Raw genomic sequence first — 16,996 nt, forward strand, 5'->3', positions numbered from 1 at the left:
ACATTTCACAACCAAAAGCGACATCTTTTGTGTATTTTTCTGTTTTGTTTTTCGTTTCGAATTGTAAACCTTTTCGCGAATTCAAAGTTGACGCAGCGTTTGCAGTCTGCCATACTGGGAGTATGGCCGCTTTGGGCCAGAATGTATAGGAGGAACAATTCTTATGAGTCAGAACACCCAGGCCGCCGTGGCCACCAAGTCCAAGTTCTCTGTGCGGGACATCTGCTATGCAGGTCTGTTCGCCGCCGTTATCGCTGTCATGGCCCAGATTTCCATTCCGATGCCTCTGGGCGTCCCCATGACCATGCAGACCTTCGCCATCACGCTGGCTGCTGTGGTGCTGGGTTCCAAGCTTTCCGCCATCGCTTCGCTGGTGTACCTGGCACTGGGCGCTGTGGGCGTGCCAGTGCTGGCAAACTTCTCCGGCGGTTTCGATAAGTTCGTCGGCCCCACCGGCGGCTTCCTCATTTCTTTCCCCCTGATGGCCTACATCATCGGCCTCGGCGTGGAGCACCGTAACGCCTTCAAGGGTGCTTTCGTCACCGCTGTCATCGTCGGCACGGTGGTCAACTATGTGGTGGGCGTTGCAATGTTCGTGGTCGTCGCCCACAGCACCATCGCCGTGGGTATCACCGCCTGCGTCCTGCCCTTCATCCCCACTGCCATCATCAAGGCAGTTCTGGCCTGCGCCATCGGCCTGAATCTGCGGAAGCGCACTCCGGGGCTGAAAGCATGAGCATCGTACTTCGTCCCCATCATCTGCTCTGCACGCAGGGCTATTCCGGCAAAGGCTATGACAACGATTTCGTGGCCCACATGACCGACGTGGTGCATCAGCTGCGGGATGTTCCCGGCACCACCATCCACCTCACCTTCTCCACTGACACCCTCTGCTCCTGCTGCCCCAACAAGCTGGGGACTGACCTCTGCGACACGCAGGAAAAGGTCAAGCGCTACGATGCAAAGACGGTGGAATACTTCGGTCTCGAGGAAAAGGATTACGTCTACCAGGACCTCATTCGCGAGATCGACGCCAAGGCCACGCCAGAGATCCTCGCCGACATCTGCCGCGACTGCTGTTGGTTCCCCATCAGCGCCTGCTGCAAGAATATCTGCGAAGGCCGGTATGTGAAATAAAGCGATAAAAAATACGGGATGCTGTAAAATGCAGCATCCCGTATTTTTGTTTTATCAGGCGATGAACTTATCGTACAGGCCGAACACGAAGATGAACAGGACGATGAGGGGCAGACCATAGGTCAGGTAGCCGCGCATCCAGTCGTGCATCTTGAGGCCTTCGCCGGTGTTGACTTCCTTCTTGTAGTTGTCCCAGCCCCAGCCGTAGCGGGTGACGCAGAACAGCAGGTAGACGAGGGAGCCCAGCGGCAGGAAGAGGTTGCTGACGAGGAAATCCTCCACATCCAGCACCGCGCCGCCGAAGATGGCGAAGCCGTCCCAGGCCCAGACGTTGTAGCCCAGCACACAGGGCAGAGAGAGGGCGATGATGAGGAAGAAGTTGACGAGGCTGGACTTCTGACGGTTCCAGCCGGTCAGCTCCATGCCGCAGCAGATGATGTTCTCGAAGACGGCCAGCACGGTGGAAAGTGCCGCAAAGGCCATGAACAGGAAGAACAGGCTGCCCCACAGACGGCCCATCGCCATATTTGCGAAGATGTTGGGCAGGGTGATGAAGATGAGGCTGGGGCCGCTGGTCTGGTCCACACCGTAAGTGAAGCAGGCCGGGAAGATGATGAGGCCGGCGGTGATGGCGACGAAGGTATCCAGCACCACGACGCGGACGCTCTCGCCCAGCAGGGCGTGCTCTTTGCCGATGTAGCTGCCGAAGATGGCCATTGCACCGATGCCGAGGCTCAGGGTGAAGAACGCCTGATTCATGGCCCCCACCAGCGTATTGACGATGCCCACTTCCTTCATCCGCTCAAAGTCGGGTACGAGGAAGAAGGTCAGGCCCTCCTTTGCGCCGGGCATGAACATGCTGTTGACTGCCAGCACCACCATGATGACCAGCAGAGCGATCATCATGACTTTCGTGACTTTTTCGAGGCCGTTCTGCAAACCGCGGGCGCAGACGAAAATACCGATGGCCACAACGACCACCATCCAGAAGCCCATGGTCAGCGGGCTTGCCAGCATCTCGGTGAACTTGCCAGCCACCTGGTCGGCGTCAAGGCCCACCAGCTTACCGGCAGCGGTCATGTAGAAGTAGTGGAGCATCCAGCCGGCCACCGTGGTGTAGAACATCATCAGCAGGTAGCAGCCGATGAGGGTGAAGTAGCCGTGGATGTGCCACTTCTGGCCGGGCTTTTCGAGGGCCTGATAGGCGCGCACCGGGCTCTTGTGGCTGGCACGGCCCACGGAGAACTCCATGGTCATGATGGGCAGACCCAGAATGACGAGGAACAGCAGGTAGAACAGCACGAAAGCTCCGCCGCCGCCCTGACCTGCCATGTAAGGGAACTTCCACACATTTCCGATGCCGATTGCGCAGCCAGCGGAAAGGAGGATGAACCCGAGTCTCGATTTGAGTTTTTCGCGTTCCATTGATTGTCTCCTTTATTGCACCTTGCAAAAATCCGCGCCCGTCGTTTCGTCCACGACGGGCGCACAGTATATTGATTATATCACAGCTTATGGCAAATCTCCCAGAAGTCTTGCTTGAATCTTTTTCATGTTTTCTTCAGGAGAGTTTGCTGTATTTTCATGTTTCGAGCAGTTCCGACTGCATTTCGTCCAGCTGCTCGTAGCTGTAAAGGCGGTTGAGGGCTTCCACCAGCTCTTTTTTCGAGAGCCGGGGCGGCAGACCGAGAGCGCAGAGCAGCTTTGTTTTCCGCTCAGCCGAACCCGCCGTACCCGAAAGCCCCCACTCATAGAGGTCGGTATAAGTAATTTGCCGCCCCTCCGGCTTTGCAGGGGCAATGCCAGCTTCTTCGCCCAGAGCGTCCCGGAGCGCCTGCAAAACGAGGGCATCGTCCACGCCCTCGACCCCCAGAAGCCCCTCTTTGCCGGGCTGAGCCTTCCGCTTTTCCTTGCCGTGGATGGCCGGAACGTAGGCTTGCACCACGTTCTTCTCCCCCACCAGATTCGTGATGTAGGTGCGGATGCGGAAGCCCGCCGCGTCGGAGTCCGTCAGGAGGATAAGGCCGTTTTTGTGGGCCAGCTGTTTGAAGAGCTGCTGACGCTTCTTATCCTTATAGATGCCGAAGCCGTCCGTCAGCAGGATCATGGCGTCGGTCAGGTGGGAGAGACGGGCCGCATCGTATTTGCCCTCCACGATGAGCACACGGTCGGTGTGCAGCAGTTCCAGTTTCTCGCTCATCTTCTTCCTCCCGCCATTGCCAGGCGGCAGAGCGCCGTTTCCAGCAAGGTCTGCGCGCTCACGGGCTGGCTTTTCAGACTCTTGTCCAGCTCAAGCAAAATCTGCATACAGGCTTCCAGCTGGGGCAGCGTGTAGTGGCTGGCTGTCTCGGCAGAACGCTTGAGCCGGTAGTCGCTGCCCTTGTAGCCGAAATCCTTGAACACGGTGCTGTAGCTCTTCCGCTTGGCTGCGCCCAGTTTGACCCGATAGAGATCTACATAGCTGCCGATCATGGCCGCCGTGATGGGGATGGGCTCCTGCTGCAGGCGGAGAAGCGTTTGCAGCTTTTTGCAGGCACCGGTGGCGTTTTTCGCCGTTATCATCCGTATCATCTCGAAGACGTCGGCCTCGAGGCTCACAGTCCCCATCTCGGCCACCATGGCCGTGGTCACAGTCTGATAGCCGGAGAGGGCGCAGAGCTTGTCCACCTCGTTCTCGAGAAGGAACGGGTCTTCGCCGCAGCGTTCCAGCAGGGCCGTCGCCGTACCCTCGGAGAGGGTGGTGTCCTGCGCCTTGGCGCGGTCCATCACCATGACCTTCAGCTCGTAGGGCTTGGGCTTGGCCAGCTCTTCGGCAAAGCCGACCTTAGTACACTGGGCGATGAGCTTCTGTGCCCGCTTGCCCAGCTTGAGCTTATTGCGCTCCATCTCGAACACGCTGCCCAGCACCACCACGGCATTCTCGAGGCTGACCAGCGTGGCGCACAGCTCGTCGAGGTCTTTGTCGCTGTAGGCGGCGGGGTCCACCTCGGGCAGAAGCACCACGCGCCGCGTCCCGAAGAAGGAGATGGTGCCTGCTGCCATGATGAGCTGCTCGATTTCGGGCGCAGCACCGTCCAGAACGGTCGTCTCTTCGTCCTCACCCTCGGCCAGAAGCTTTGCCGCCCGGGCCACAGCCTGCCGGACAAGATAGCGTTCGCTGGAATAAAAATAGTAGACCGGACAGCCTCCCTGGGCCAGCTGCCGGAGTTTCGTTTCCGTTGCCAAATGATCGGCTCCTTTGTATTTGGATTATTTTATTCTATCATACTCTGCCCGCTTTGAAAAGCGCTCACCCCTCGAGACGGAGGCGCAGCCGCGAGACAGGCTCTGCGTCCTCTTCCATCCAGCGGTATTTGCTGCTCAGGGTCAGGCAGTCGGTGTACCGGATATTGTCCGGCCTTGCCATCGAGGCCAGCAGCCACTCGGCCCGGATGGGCTTTGCAGGCCGGACGGTGCCGCTGAGGGTGATGAATCTCTGCCCGCCGACACGCATCCGCAGAATGCAGCCCTGCCGGGTGCGGAAAAGTTCCAGATCCACTTCGCCGCAAGAAGCACGGCGGGTGGTGTTTTCGGCCAGAGCAGCGGCATTGATGCGCTTTTGGGCCTCGATACGGCAGGGTTCTTCCGGCTGCATCCGCAGGTCAACCAGAAGTTCCACCGTCCTCACGCCCCGCTTTTCCAGCTGATTTTCCACCGCCCGCTGGGTGATGCTGCTGCCCCGGAAGAGGACGACTGCCTTCTCCCTCTGGGTGATGACGACGGCAGGCGCAGCCCGGGTCCCCACGAGTTCGATGTTCACCACGTTCCAGCTCAGAGCCGTTTCCAGTCCGATAGCCAGCGCCGCCAGCAGAATGACCGTCGGCAGAGCTACTCGGAGTCGGATGTGCCGCCGCATTGCCATTACGCAGAGCAGGATCAGCGCAAGACACACCAGTGCGGCATAGGTCCCATCAAACCAGAGGGACGCTCCCGGCAGAACGGACACCCGGAAAGCCCACTCGTTCATCAGCCATGCCAGCCCTTCGGCACAGAAAGCCACCGGGCGGCGGATGATCTCAAACAAAGGCAAGCCCTCCGCGGCCAGACCCAGCAGAGCTGCACCGAGGCCGAAGCTCAGCATCGGCCCCACCAGCCAGAGGACGGCCACGCCCGACGCCACAGCCCAGACCGTCGTGCTCATCCCCCGCAGCACCAGCACCGGGAAGGTCGCCGCCGAGGCACAGAGGGAGACGCAGAGCGAGTCCCACACGCCGCCCGCAAAGTGCCGGAAAAGGAGCACCGCGCGGAATGGTTTCTCCCGGCGGCTTTTCCGTTTCTTCTTTCTGTCGTAATAGCGCTCCCGCCCACGCCCTGCGCACTCAGCACCAGCCAGTGTTCCCATCACTGCCGCAAACGACAGCTCGAAGCCCACGTCATAGACCGCGTACCCGTTGCCCAGACACATGAGGACGCCTGCCGCGCCCAGCGAGGTGAGCGTATCCGCCGGGCCTCCCACCCAGACGCCGAGGGAGCTGACCCAGACCGCCACCGCCGCCCGGAGGACAGAGGGCGTCGCGCCGGTGATGCCCACCAGCAGAAGGGCCGTTCCGGCCCGGAGCAGCGACCTCGCCCGCCGGTAAGCTCGGCTCCGCTCCCGCTCCTTGTGGGGCAGAGCATCCAGCAGGCCGCAGAAGATGGTGACGTGGAGGCCGCTCACCACCAACACATGGGAAAGCCCCGCGCCCCGGTAGGCACTGCGAAGAGTCGAAGTCAGATGGCTCCGGTCGCCCACCACCATCGCGGCCAGAACGCCGCCGGTGTTTTCGGCCATGCCTTTCCGCAGGGCGCGGCTCAGCGCCGCCTGGAGCCGAGCCGTTCGAGCGCGGAAGCTCTCGCTCTGCCCAAGACGAAGCATCCCGGACAGATATTCCGCGCTGAGGACAATGCCGTCGGCGTAGTCGTCCAGACGCTGGGTGGCATCCGGCACATCCAGCGAAAAGCGGCCCCGGATGCGGCCTCCGGCCTCACATTTGGGCAGACTGGCGCACTCCACCCGGAAGTGGACAGCTTCCCCGTCCACTTTTTCCACCATTAGCACGGCGCTCACCCGGCCCGCCGTGTAAGCGCGGCCTGTGCTCTCCACTTCGGCGGTGAGGGTCACGTCTCTCCCGGCGTAAGCGTCCTGTATCTTTGCCAGCCGTGCGCCGGTCATCTCCATGATGCCGACGCCCAGCACTGCGCCCAACAACAGACAGACCGCATACCCTCTCGCGGCCCCGCCTTTCCACCAGACCAGCAGGCAGAAGACAACAAAAATTGCCGCAGACGGCAGCAAAAGCCCCATCTGCGGCAAAAATGAGCACAACGCTAACACACCCAGCGCACTCAGGCAGAACGCGCAGAGCGGGCGTCGCATATCGGTTTAGTGGAAGAACAGAGGCAGCGGCTCGAGGAAGATGATGTCCTTGCGCTGGGCAGCATCACCCTCGGCCAGAACGGCGGCCTGACCCACGATGGTACACTGGGTCTGCTCGGCCAGCTCGTCCAGAGCCTTGAGAGAGCCGCCGGTGGAGATGACATCATCCACGACCAGCACCCGCTTGCCGCTCATCTTGTCCAGCTCCTTACGGTCGATGACCAGCTTCTGCTTGCCAGCAGTAGTGATGGACTGGTCCTCGACGACAACAGGGTCGGGCATATACAGCTTGACGCCCTTGCGTGCGCAGACGTAGGGCTTGCCGCTCTGGCGGCTCATCTCGTGAGCCAGCGGGATGCCCTTGGCCTCAGCGGTCAGCAGGATGTCAAAATCCGGGCATTTCTTGAGCAGCTCAGCGGCAGCAGCCACCGTCAGCTCGGCGTCGCCCAGCATGATGAAGGCCGCAATGTCCATGTGGTCGTTCACCTTGCAGATGGTCAGCTCACGGGTCAGGCCCGCGACATTCAGCGTATAAGTCTTAGCCATATTCAACGATCTCCCTTACTTTTTCGGAATCAGACAGGCAGCTTCTCGCCGCCCAGAACATGGAAGTGCAGATGCTTGACGGTCTGGCCGGCGTCCTCGCCCACATTGGAGATGACGCGGTAGCCGTTGTCGAGGCCCTGCTCCTTGGCGAGCTTTGCGATGACCGCAAACACATGGCCCAGCAGAGCGCCGTCTTCCTCGGTCAGCGCAGCGGCCGAGGGGATGTGCTTTTTGGGGATGACCAGGAAATGCACCTTGGCCTGCGGGGCGATGTCGTAGAATGCCACCACCTGCTCGTCCTCATAGAGCTTCTTCGAGGGGATGTCCCCCGCTGCAATTTTGCAAAACAGACAATCTTCCATGGGAATCGCTCCTTCCAGATTTTTTAATGAGTCAACCTCTCAGTCTCGCTTCGCTCGCCAGCTCCCCTACCGAGGGGAGCCTCTGGCGAAGAGGTAAAGCTTTCCGCCATGCCAAGGCCTCCCCTCAATAGGGGAGGTGGCACGCCGTCAGGCGTGACGGAGAGGTTTATTCCAGAATCAGCCCAGCTGCTTCTCCACGATGCTCTTGACAGCGGCCAGAGCCTCGTCGATCTTGGTCTCATCCTTCAGACCAGCCATAGCGAAGTCGGGCTTGCCGCCGCCCTTGCCGCCTGCGATGGCAGAGATCTCCTTGACGAGATTGCCAGCCTTCAGACCCTTTGCCTGAGCGTCCTTGGTCACGGTAACAGCCATGGTGATCTTGTCGTCAGACTTGCCCACCAGAACAGCCACAGCAGCAGCCTTGGCATTGTCACGGATGGTGTCGCACATGCCGCGCAGGGTGTCGCCGGAGGTACCGGTGAAGTAAGCGGAAGCGATCTTGACGTCGCCGACGGTCTCAGCGTTGTCGAACAAGCTGGTGACCTTGGAAGCAGCGACCCTTGCCTTGATGTCCTCCAGCTCCTTGCTCATGGCCTTGTTCTCAGCCATGACAGCCTCCGCACGAGCGGGCAGAGCGGCGACGTTGTTTGCCTTCAGGGTGTTAGCCACGGTGTGCAGCATCGCTTCCTGCATATTGGCACGAATCAGCAGATTGCGGCCGGTGACAGCCTCGATACGGCGGATACCAGCAGCAACAGAGCTCTCGCTGACGATCTTGAAGCCGCCGATCTGAGCGGTGTTCTTGACGTGGGTGCCGCCGCAGAACTCGGTGGACCAGCCCTCAATATCAACAACACGGACGACCTTGCCGTACTTCTCGCCGAACAGAGCCATAGCGCCCAGCTTCTTGGCCTCTTCGATGGGCATCTCCTTGACGGTGACGTTCATCGACTCGAAGATCTTGTCGTTGACGATCTTCTGCACACGGATCAGCTCCTCGGGAGTGACAGCGCTGAAGTGGGTGAAGTCGAAGTGGGTGATGGAAGCGTCCTGATAGGAGCCTGCCTGATGGACGTGGTCGCCCAGGACCTCGCGCAGAGCTGCCTGCAGCAGGTGGGTAGCGGTGTGGTTGCGGGCGATGGCCATGCGGTATTCCTTATCCACGCGGGCGGTCAGATGGTCGCCGACATGGACGATGCCGCTCTCGAGGGTGCAGGTGTGGACGTAGTAGCCCTTGGGGGTCTTCTTGACGTCCTGCACACGCAGCACGCACTCAGCGCCGGTGATGACGCCGTGGTCTGCGGCCTGACCGCCCATCTCAGCGTAGAACGGGGTCTTATCGAGAACGACCAGCACGCCTTCCTTGGCCTGCTCGTCGGTGGCGATGGCGTCGGTCAGAGTCTCCTCATCGCTCAGCGCCACAACGACGCTGTCGCTCTTGAGGGTGTCGTAGCCCACGAACTCGGTGGGCTCAGCGGTCAGAGTGCCGAACAGGTCTTCGCTCCAACCGGAGATGTTCTTCTTGAGGCGCTCTGCACGGGCGCGCTCCTTCTGCTTGGTCATCTCGGCGTGGAAGCCATCCTCGTCGATCTCGATGCCCTGCTCCGCAGCGATCTCCTTGGTCAGGTCGAGGGGGAAGCCGAAGGTATCGTTCAGCTTGAAAACGTCCAGACCCTTCAGCAGGTGCTCGTGAGCCTTTTCCAGACCGTCGATCATGTTGTTCAGGATGTTCATGCCGGCGTCGATGGTGCGGGCAAAGTTTGCCTCCTCGGTGCCGATGACCTTCTTGATATAGGCGTCGTGCTCACGCAGCTCGGGGTAAGCGGACTCGCTGGACTGGATGACCGTCTCCACCAGCTCCACGAGGAAGGGGCGACTGATGCCCAGCATACGGCCATGGCGGGCAGCGCGGCGGAGCAGACGGCGCAGCACGTAGCCGCGGCCTTCGTTGGAGGGCAGGATGCCGTCCGACACCATAAAGGTGCAGCTGCGGATGTGGTCGGTGATGACGCGGATGGAGATGTCCTCCTTGGGGTTGGTGCCGTAGGTCTTGCCGGCGATGCGCTCCACATGGTGCAGCACGCTCTGAACGGTATCGACCTCGAACAGGTTGCCCACACCCTGCATCACGCAGGCCAGACGCTCCAGACCCATGCCGGTATCAATGTTGGGGCGTGCCAGACGCTCGTAATGGCCCTTGCCGTCGGCGTCGAACTGGCTGAACACCAGATTCCAGATCTCCATATAGCGGTCGCAGTCACAGCCCACGCCGCAGGTCGGCTTGCCGCAGCCATACTCGGGGCCGCGGTCGAAGTAGATCTCAGAGCAGGGGCCGCACGGACCGGAGCCGTGCTCCCAGAAGTTGTCTTCCTTGCCCAGACGGACCATGTGGTCGGGGGCAACGCCCACCTTCTTGGTCCAGATGTCGTAAGCCTCATCGTCCTCTTTGTAGACGGAGATGTGCAGCTTATCCTTCGGGATAGCCATCCACTCGTCGGAAGTCAGGAACTCCCATGCCCAGGGAATGACCTCTTCCTTGAAGTAATCCTGGAAGGAGAAGTTGCCCAGCATCTCGAAGAAGGTGCCGTGGCGGGCGGTGATGCCCACGCGCTCGATGTCAGGGGTGCGGATGCACTTCTGGCAGGTGGTCACGCGATGACGGGGCGGCTCCTCCTGAGCGAGGAACCACTTCTTCATAGGTGCCATGCCGCTGTTGATGAGCAGCAGGCTGGGGTCGTTCTTCGGGACGAGCGGGAAGCTGTCCAGACGCAGGTGGCCCTTGCCCTCAAAGAAGGTAAGGTACTTGTCACGCAGTTCATTCAAACCGGTCCATTGCATAGTTTTAATCTCTCCTCGTGTATCGGCGTCCTCCTCCGGACGCAGTTTTTATGGCAGTCGGGCAAAAAACAAAAAACAGCCCTCATCCCGAAAAGGGACGAAGGCTGTCTGAAAAGCTCCGTGGTACCACCCAAATTGCAGAAATGCCGCCGGGGCGCTCCTGCCGCTTTGTGCGCTGTAACGCTGCGCAGCGTCCGGTTTGTTTCGCCGGAAGCTCCGGGGTGGCGTAAAAAATGCTCTGCCGGAACGCCTTTCAGCCAAGGGCGTTCTCTCTGGGCGGCGGCACACATCCTTCTGGCCCCATCCTTGCCATTTGCCATAATTACCATTCACGCGCAAAGGGCATACTGCTCCTTTGCGTTCATTTCAGATTATAGCATAGTCAGGCCATTTGTCAACGGGTTTTCCCAAAAATCGCGCGTCACGGCACCCAGATGCGGAGGATATTGCTGACGACGCCGTCCTTCGTGAAGACAGTGGTGTTGTAAGGCGTCCAGTTGTCCTTGTCCTCCGAGACGGCCTTGCCCACCTCGATGGCGCCGTTCGTCTCCACCGGCACAGCGTCCACGCTGGCGGAGCTGTCGCTGAGGGTCACACTGTCGTCCACGGGCAGCACGAGTTCCCCCATCATGTAGTAGACCGGGTAGTCGTCGTAGGTGACGGTGCGGTAGATGTCGCCGCTGCGCCAGAGGTCTACGCCGCCCTCTTCGATGCCGCCGTTGATGGAGACGGTGCCGTTCTCTTCATTCTTTTCGATTTTTTCCACAGTCACGTTCTGTGCTTCCACAGCGCCGTCCAGATGGGTGCTGAAAACGCTGCCCACATCCAGCGCGTCCACGTCCTCGGCGCGGTAAGCGTCGTAGCCGTAGACCGTCAGGGTCATCTGGCGCTTCTTGGCGTCCACGCTCGAGATGTTCGCGGCGAACTTGTAGGAACCAGTCTTCATCTCTTCAAGACTGCCCTGGTCGATGGGCATCATGACGCCCTCTTCGCCGGGCAGGACGCGCACTTCGCTGCTCACCTCTTCCACTTCACTGGCGGCGGGCATCGAACCGGCCATGCCGCTGGCGGCACTGGCAGCGCTGGCAGAGCTGCATCCGGCCAGCATCCCCAGAACCAGAATGCCTGCAAGGAGCATCAGTTTCTTGTCGTTCGTCATATCGATACCTTCTTCCCTCTTCAATCATGTAAGGCTCTCATTATACCATAAATAGAGATCCGATGATGAAGCCATCGTTAAATTCCGATGAATTCTTTTTGCACCGGCACAGTATACTCTTGTTTTTCGAAAAAGTAAACAACCAACTTGACGTAAGAAGGCGGATTCGCTACAATAAAAGCAAATCTTAACCTATTCTTAATTTAGAGAGGAAATTTCCGTGAAAATATTGAAAGTAAAATGTCTCGCCCCCACCCGGCTGGACAACTATCTGATGCAGCAATTCCCCGCGCTGAACCCGGGCCGTCTGAACAAGGCCCTGCGTGAAAATAAAATCAAGCTGAACGGTAAAAAACAGCCGCTCTCCACCCGCGTGATGGCAGGCGATGAGATCAAGCTGTTCATCCTTGACGATGTTCTGGACGCTGACAAGCGTGTGGACGGCCCGGCGTGGAAAAACGCCCGCGGCCCGGCGCAGGTGGTGTACGACTGCCCCCAGATCCTCATCGTCAACAAGCCCGCCGGCCTCGCCGTGGACGGTCCCGACGACGACACCCTGCTGAACCGTGCTCTGCTCTACCTCAACCAGCAGGGCGAGTACAAGGAGAACGACATCTACACCCCCGCCCTCTGCCACCGCCTCGACACCGGCACCAGCGGTCTTGTCATCATCGCAAAGACGCCGGAGGCCGAGGAGCTGTTCCTCGCCGCCATCAAGAGCCGTGAGGTGAAAAAGACTTACCTCTGCGTCACCTTCGGCCGTCCCACGCCCCCGGACGCCACCCTCGGCGGCTACTTGCTCAAGGACGCCGACCGTGGCATCGTGAAGATCGTGGAGGACAAGCAGCCGGGTGCCAAGGACGTGGAGACCCGCTACGAGACCATCGCCGTCTCCGGCCGTCTGGCTCTGCTCAAGGTTCAGCTCATCACCGGCCGCACCCACCAGATCCGCGCCCACATGGCAAGCATCGGCTGCCCCATCCTCGGCGACAGCAAGTACGGCAACAACACCGCCAACCGCGAACTGAAGCTCAAATATCAGGCCCTCTGTGCGTGGGAGCTGACCATGCCCCACTTCAACCAGCCCGATTTCGAGTTCCTCAGCGGCAAGACCTTCCACGCCCCGAAACCGTGGTACTATCAGCAGGTCCTGGATGGAACGCTGAAATAATAATGTAAAGCCATTTGGCAGGGAGTGATCGTTTCATGGCGATTCCAAAATACAATGAGCTTTATCGCCCTCTCTTAACCGTCCTTCAAGATGGAGCGCCGCACTCTATGAAAGATGTGCGGAGTTCTATTGCGCAGATGCTCCATCTGACAGAGCAGGACCTCGGTGAAACGCTTTCCAATGGTTCATCTGTTTATACCGGGCGTGTGGGCTGGGCGAAGACCTATCTCAAAAAAGCAGAATTGATAGACTCTCCCCAACGTGGTTATATCAATATCACGCCTTCCGGGCGAAAAGTTCTGGCCAGCAAGGAGCCTATCACAAACCTCATTCTCGCTCAGCAATGCCCTACATTTGTTGAATTCTATCAGCGCAAAAATATTGATGGCGTTTCAGTCGTTCCTGCTCCGACAGTGGTTCATGATGATACGCCCGAAACGCCGCAGGAAACTTTTGACCGCGTTTACTCGCTCATCAATGACCAGCTGGCAGATGACCTGCTGACAGCTGTTTTAGAGCAAAGCCCGGCTTTCTTTGAACAGCTCGTGGTCGATTTGATGAAGGCAATGGATTATGGTGACGGCTTCGTCACCAAATACAGCGGCGATGACGGCATCGACGGTATCATCCACGAAGACAAGCTTGGCTTCAACCTTATCTACATACAGGCCAAGCGCTGGAAGACGGACATTACCATCGGAAAGCCGGAGCTCCAGAAATTTGCCGGTGCCATGATGGGGCCGCCTAAAGTGGAAAAGGGGCTCTTTATCACCACCGCCAAATTCTCACCGAAAGCCAAAGAGTATGCGACCGCACAGCATATCATTCTGGTGGATGGCAAAAAGCTCACTGAGCTGATGATAGAATACGGTGTGGGCGTCTCGACCCAGAAAGCCTATCTCATCAAGCGCATCGACAGCGATTATTTCTCCGATAACGACTGATACACAAAAAGGGGCTGTTGCAAAATAAAAATGCGATAGCAACTTGCACAAAGAAATAGTGCAAAAACAGAAACCCGGAACCCATTTTGAGCCGTTTTGGCCCTGAAAAGGTTCCGGGTTTTGTGCATATTTTTTTCAGAGAGCTATTTTGCAACAGCCCCTTTTCTTCTTTATTACATCAGACCCGCACCATATCCGGCGTGATCTCCTCGATGGAGTGTGCGCCGCACATCTGCATGGTGTCGGCCAGCTCACCGGCCAGCTTATCGATGTAGCACTTGACGCCTTCCTCACCGCCGCCGTAGACAGCCGTGACGAAGGGGCGGCAGATGAGCACGCCGTCCGCGCCCAGTGCCAGTGCCTTGAAAACGTCCACACCGGTGCGGATGCCGCCGTCCACCAGGACCTTGACGCCGGTACCCTTGAGGGCCGCGGCGATCTCAGGCAGGACTTCGGCGGTAGCAGGACACTGGTCGAGGACGCGGCCGCCGTGGTTGGATACCACGATGGCGGCGGCACCGGCCTCCTTGGCCTTGAGAGCACCCTTGACGGTCATGACGCCCTTGACGATGAATGGACGCTCGGCCAGCTTGACGATCTCAGCCAGCTCGGCCACGCTCTTGCTGCCGGCCGGAGGCGTCATATTCTTGAGGAAAGGCAGGCCGGCGGCATCCACGTCCATTGCCACGGCGAAGCAGCCGCTGGCCTTGGCCTGTGCCATCTTCTCCTTGATGGTGTCGATGTTCCAGGGCTTGATGGTCGGCACGCCGCAGCCATCGGCATTGCCGATGGCCTTGGTGGCCATGGTCATAACGTCAGGATTGGTGCCGTCGCCGGTAAAGGCAGCAATACCGCTCTCGGCGCAGGCGCGCACCAGCACGTCGTTGTAGGTCATGTCGGTGTAGACGTCGGAGTAGTGGAGGTTCACCGCGCCCACAGGACCAGCAAAGAAGGGGTACTTGAAGCTGCGACCGAACAGCTCCACGTGGGTGTCGGGAGTGCCGTTCTCGCAGAGGGTATCCATGTTCACACGGATGTCGGCCCACTTATTATAATTGCGGATGGCCGTATCGCCCACGCCCTTTGCGCCGGGGCCGGGGATCTGATTCTTGCAGGCCACGCCGTTGCACACCGGGCAGGCCTTGCAGTATTTGCCGATGCACTCGCGGGCATTGGCCAAAACATCTGAATAATTCATCTGTTTTTCCTCCTGAATTCCTTTTGTTTTCCGCAGAGTTTCCCGCTCTGCATGCTCTCTGCCCTCATCATAGCCCCGTTTGCCGCCTGCGTCAAGGGGTTCTTCGTCTCCTTTTCATTTTCAGTCATCGAAGCTGCGTCATTTTTGAAAAAATGCAAACTTTTTTGAAAAAATGCTTGACAAAAGACCTTCTTTCAGGTATTATAGTGGAGCGCTGAGGGCCGCGGCCCGAAGCACTGAGAATTGAAGATGTGGAAAGATGGCTGAGTTGGTCTAAGGCGCACGACTGGAAATCGTGTAACGTGTCAAAAGCGTTCTGGGGTTCGAATCCCCATCTTTCCGCCACAAAACCCAGAACCGATGGTTCTGGGTTTTTGTTATATCCAGAAGTTGAAAGGATGCTTGCTATGTCTGTCACCATCGCCATGCCCCGGATGAGCACTGACCCGGAGCTTACCACCGCACAGTCAAAATATGTGGAAAGTCTGGCCCGGGCCGGTGCCGAGGTACACTGGGTAGCGCTTTCCGACTCGGATGCCGCCGTGACCGAGGCGCTGACCTGCGACGGCCTCTTGCTGCCGGGCGGCGGCGACATGGACCCGGCCTTCTACGGGCAGGAGCGCATCCCCGCCTGCGGCGAGCCGAACCTTCTGCGGGACGCCGCCGAGCCGAAGCTGCTGCGGGCGTTCCTCGCGGCAGACAAGCCGGTGCTGGGCATCTGCCGGGGCATTCAGGTGATGAACGTCGTGCTGGGCGGCACGCTGTATCAGGACATCAAGCCTTTCGAGCATGTTCCCCACAATGACCACTGGGCGAAAGTCCATACCGTCACGGTGCGGCGGGGGACCCTGCTGTCCCGCCTGCTGGGGCAGGACACCGTGCTCGTCAACAGCCAGCACCATCAGGCGGCAGACCGCATTGCCCCCGAATTAGAAATAGCCGCCCTCAGCGAGGACGGCATTGTGGAAGCACTGGAAAAGCCGGACGCACACTTCTGCCTCGGCGTCCAGTGGCACCCGGAGTGGCTCAGCGACGCGGACCCGGTACAGCAGGGGCTGTTTGGGGCGTTTGTTGAAGCTTGTAAAGGTTAAGTGTATCGCGCACCTGCGCGGGGTCAGTTTTCTCTTTCGGTCAAATGGCTTTGCGCTCCGCGCGGGCCAGAGGCAGAGCTGGTTTTTTCTTTAAGCTGGTTCTCGCGCTGGTGGCGCGGGGCTGGTTTTTTCTTTTGGTCAAGCGGCTTGCGCTCCGCGCGGGCCAGAGGCAGGGAGGGGTGTTTCGAGTCCCCCCTCCCTACCTCTGGACTCCACTCTCCCCGCAACGAGTTAAGGGCTTCTCGCCCTTAACGATTCCGAAGATGAGGTCGAAACGGAAAAAAGCTAGTCGCTGCGCTTAACGCTTTTTTCTCGTTTCTCCAATTTGCTGCTTCGCAGCAGACTTTACGCCCTTGCTGAACGTAAAGTTCTGCGAAAGCGTAACACCATCGGCGGAGTCGTAAACCGGAGAAGCCCAAAAAATGCGTTTAGCGAAGCGGCTAGCATTTTTGGGCTTCGACAACTCCTTCGGGATTATCAAGGGCGAGCAGCCCTTGATTCGTGCCTCCCGCGCCTCGAAAGTAGCGGGTGCTTTTCTGGTTCTCTTTTGGCACGCAAAAGAGAACTTAACCTCGCGTAACCGCGCTCTACCCCCGCGCCACCGGCGCGAGAACCAGTTCAAAGTTCCTTCAAGAACCCATCCAGCTCCCGCTGGTTCCGAATCAATACATATTTCTCCGGGTACTTTTCCCTGATCCTCTCCAACTGCGCCCACTTTTGCTTCGTGCGCCCATCGTGGAGGATCCAGCGGACGAATTCGGCATCTATCTTCTCTTCGCACCCGGGCGCAGACGACTCCCTCACACGGCCTTTGTTCTGCTGCCAGCGCCGTATCGCCCGCCAAAGGCAGACCAGTGGTGAAAACCAGAGCACGATGATTTTATCCGCTTCTTTCAGCCGACGGGCATAGCAGGTCTTGCTATAATTGCCGTCGATGACCCAGCCGCCTGCGTTCTCGTCGAGAAACTGCCGGACAATGGCTTCTTCCTCGGCGAAGGGCCGCTCCACCCAGCCGGGCAGGAAATGCACGGTATCCATATGGAGCACCGGCAGGCCGTATCTCTCCCCCAGGCGCTTTGCCAGCGTGGATTTCCCGCTGCCGCTGGTACCAAGTATCGCTATTTTCATTTCTGCCTCCTTTTACCTTATATAAGA

At 59.0% G+C, this 16,996-nt stretch carries 16 protein-coding genes and 1 tRNA gene; 6 read left to right on the plus strand and 11 right to left on the minus strand.

All coding sequences use genetic code 11. From position 1 onward, the window contains the following. Positions 1-163 precede the first annotated feature (163 nt). A complete protein-coding gene (locus tag J3349_RS12240; protein WP_207677609.1) occupies positions 164-736 on the plus strand; it encodes a biotin transporter BioY in 573 nt (190 codons plus the stop codon). Next, a complete protein-coding gene (locus J3349_RS12245) occupies positions 733-1,137 on the plus strand; it encodes a DUF1284 domain-containing protein (protein WP_015565132.1) in 405 nt (134 codons plus the stop codon). Before J3349_RS12240 ends, J3349_RS12245 begins: the two co-directional genes overlap by 4 nt. A 54-nt stretch (positions 1,138-1,191) precedes the next feature. On the opposite strand, the gene J3349_RS12250 is transcribed toward J3349_RS12245, so the two are convergent. The 8 genes from J3349_RS12250 to J3349_RS12285 all read right to left on the minus strand — a co-directional run bounded on the left by J3349_RS12250 (position 1,192) and on the right by J3349_RS12285 (position 11,437). Further along, the gene (locus J3349_RS12250) at positions 1,192-2,562 is read right to left on the minus strand and encodes a sodium-dependent transporter (RefSeq protein WP_158394862.1); all 1,371 of its coding nucleotides are present in this window, start codon (positions 2,560-2,562) and stop codon (positions 1,192-1,194) included. Positions 2,563-2,719: 157 nt separating this feature from the next. Next, positions 2,720-3,337, minus strand: coding sequence for a DUF4093 domain-containing protein (locus J3349_RS12255; RefSeq protein WP_207677610.1), 618 nt, complete (start codon positions 3,335-3,337; stop codon positions 2,720-2,722). Then, a complete protein-coding gene (gene holA, locus J3349_RS12260) occupies positions 3,334-4,362 on the minus strand; it encodes a DNA polymerase III subunit delta (RefSeq protein ID WP_207677611.1) in 1,029 nt (342 codons plus the stop codon). The genes J3349_RS12255 and holA overlap by 4 nt, the downstream gene beginning before the upstream one ends. Before the next feature lie 64 nt (positions 4,363-4,426). After that, a complete protein-coding gene (locus J3349_RS12265; RefSeq protein ID WP_207677612.1) occupies positions 4,427-6,460 on the minus strand; it encodes a ComEC/Rec2 family competence protein in 2,034 nt (677 codons plus the stop codon). Between the two features lie 78 nt (positions 6,461-6,538). Then, positions 6,539-7,078: a phosphoribosyltransferase family protein gene (locus J3349_RS12270; protein ID WP_158401658.1), complete on the minus strand. Its 540-nt coding sequence runs from the start codon at positions 7,076-7,078 to the stop codon at positions 6,539-6,541. Between the two features lie 29 nt (positions 7,079-7,107). Further along, complete coding sequence (locus J3349_RS12275; protein ID WP_015565136.1) at positions 7,108-7,440, minus strand: histidine triad nucleotide-binding protein; 333 nt, start codon at positions 7,438-7,440, stop codon at positions 7,108-7,110. A gap of 177 nt (positions 7,441-7,617) precedes the next feature. Next, on the minus strand, positions 7,618-10,278 hold the full coding sequence (gene alaS / locus J3349_RS12280; protein ID WP_207677613.1) for an alanine--tRNA ligase: 2,661 nt from the start codon (positions 10,276-10,278) through the stop codon (positions 7,618-7,620). Positions 10,279-10,699: 421 nt separating this feature from the next. After that, complete coding sequence (locus J3349_RS12285) at positions 10,700-11,437, minus strand: hypothetical protein (RefSeq protein WP_207677614.1); 738 nt, start codon at positions 11,435-11,437, stop codon at positions 10,700-10,702. A gap of 220 nt (positions 11,438-11,657) precedes the next feature. Here J3349_RS12285 and J3349_RS12290 point away from each other — a divergent pair, with 220 nt between their 5' ends. Both J3349_RS12290 and J3349_RS12295 read left to right on the plus strand, forming a co-directional pair. Next, the gene (locus J3349_RS12290; protein WP_158397999.1) at positions 11,658-12,608 is read left to right on the plus strand and encodes an RluA family pseudouridine synthase; all 951 of its coding nucleotides are present in this window, start codon (positions 11,658-11,660) and stop codon (positions 12,606-12,608) included. Positions 12,609-12,643: 35 nt separating this feature from the next. Further along, positions 12,644-13,552, plus strand: a complete 909-nt coding sequence (locus J3349_RS12295) for a restriction endonuclease (RefSeq protein WP_158398000.1) — start codon at positions 12,644-12,646, stop codon at positions 13,550-13,552. 178 nt (positions 13,553-13,730) lie between these two features. On the opposite strand, the gene J3349_RS12300 is transcribed toward J3349_RS12295, so the two are convergent. Next, entirely contained in the window at positions 13,731-14,750 is a 1,020-nt protein-coding gene (locus J3349_RS12300) for an alpha-hydroxy-acid oxidizing protein (protein WP_158401653.1), read from the minus strand. After that, the gene (locus J3349_RS14220; protein WP_256275977.1) at positions 14,747-14,878 is read right to left on the minus strand and encodes a hypothetical protein; all 132 of its coding nucleotides are present in this window, start codon (positions 14,876-14,878) and stop codon (positions 14,747-14,749) included. The genes J3349_RS12300 and J3349_RS14220 overlap by 4 nt, the downstream gene beginning before the upstream one ends. Positions 14,879-15,003: 125 nt before the next feature. Between J3349_RS14220 and J3349_RS12305 the strand changes: the two genes are divergently transcribed. Beyond that, a tRNA-Ser gene (locus J3349_RS12305) sits at positions 15,004-15,095 on the plus strand. 62 nt (positions 15,096-15,157) lie between these two features. Continuing rightward, positions 15,158-15,841, plus strand: coding sequence for a gamma-glutamyl-gamma-aminobutyrate hydrolase family protein (locus J3349_RS12310; RefSeq protein WP_207677615.1), 684 nt, complete (start codon positions 15,158-15,160; stop codon positions 15,839-15,841). A 618-nt stretch (positions 15,842-16,459) separates the two neighbouring features. On the opposite strand, the gene J3349_RS12315 is transcribed toward J3349_RS12310, so the two are convergent. Continuing rightward, positions 16,460-16,969 (minus strand): AAA family ATPase, encoded by a 510-nt coding sequence (locus J3349_RS12315; protein ID WP_207677616.1) that lies wholly within the window; start codon positions 16,967-16,969, stop codon positions 16,460-16,462. Between the last annotated feature and the right edge of the window lie 27 nt (positions 16,970-16,996).

This window comes from Faecalibacterium sp. Marseille-P9590 (assembly GCF_017377665.1).
In the GTDB taxonomy this organism is placed as follows: Bacteria; Bacillota; Clostridia; order Oscillospirales; family Ruminococcaceae; genus Faecalibacterium.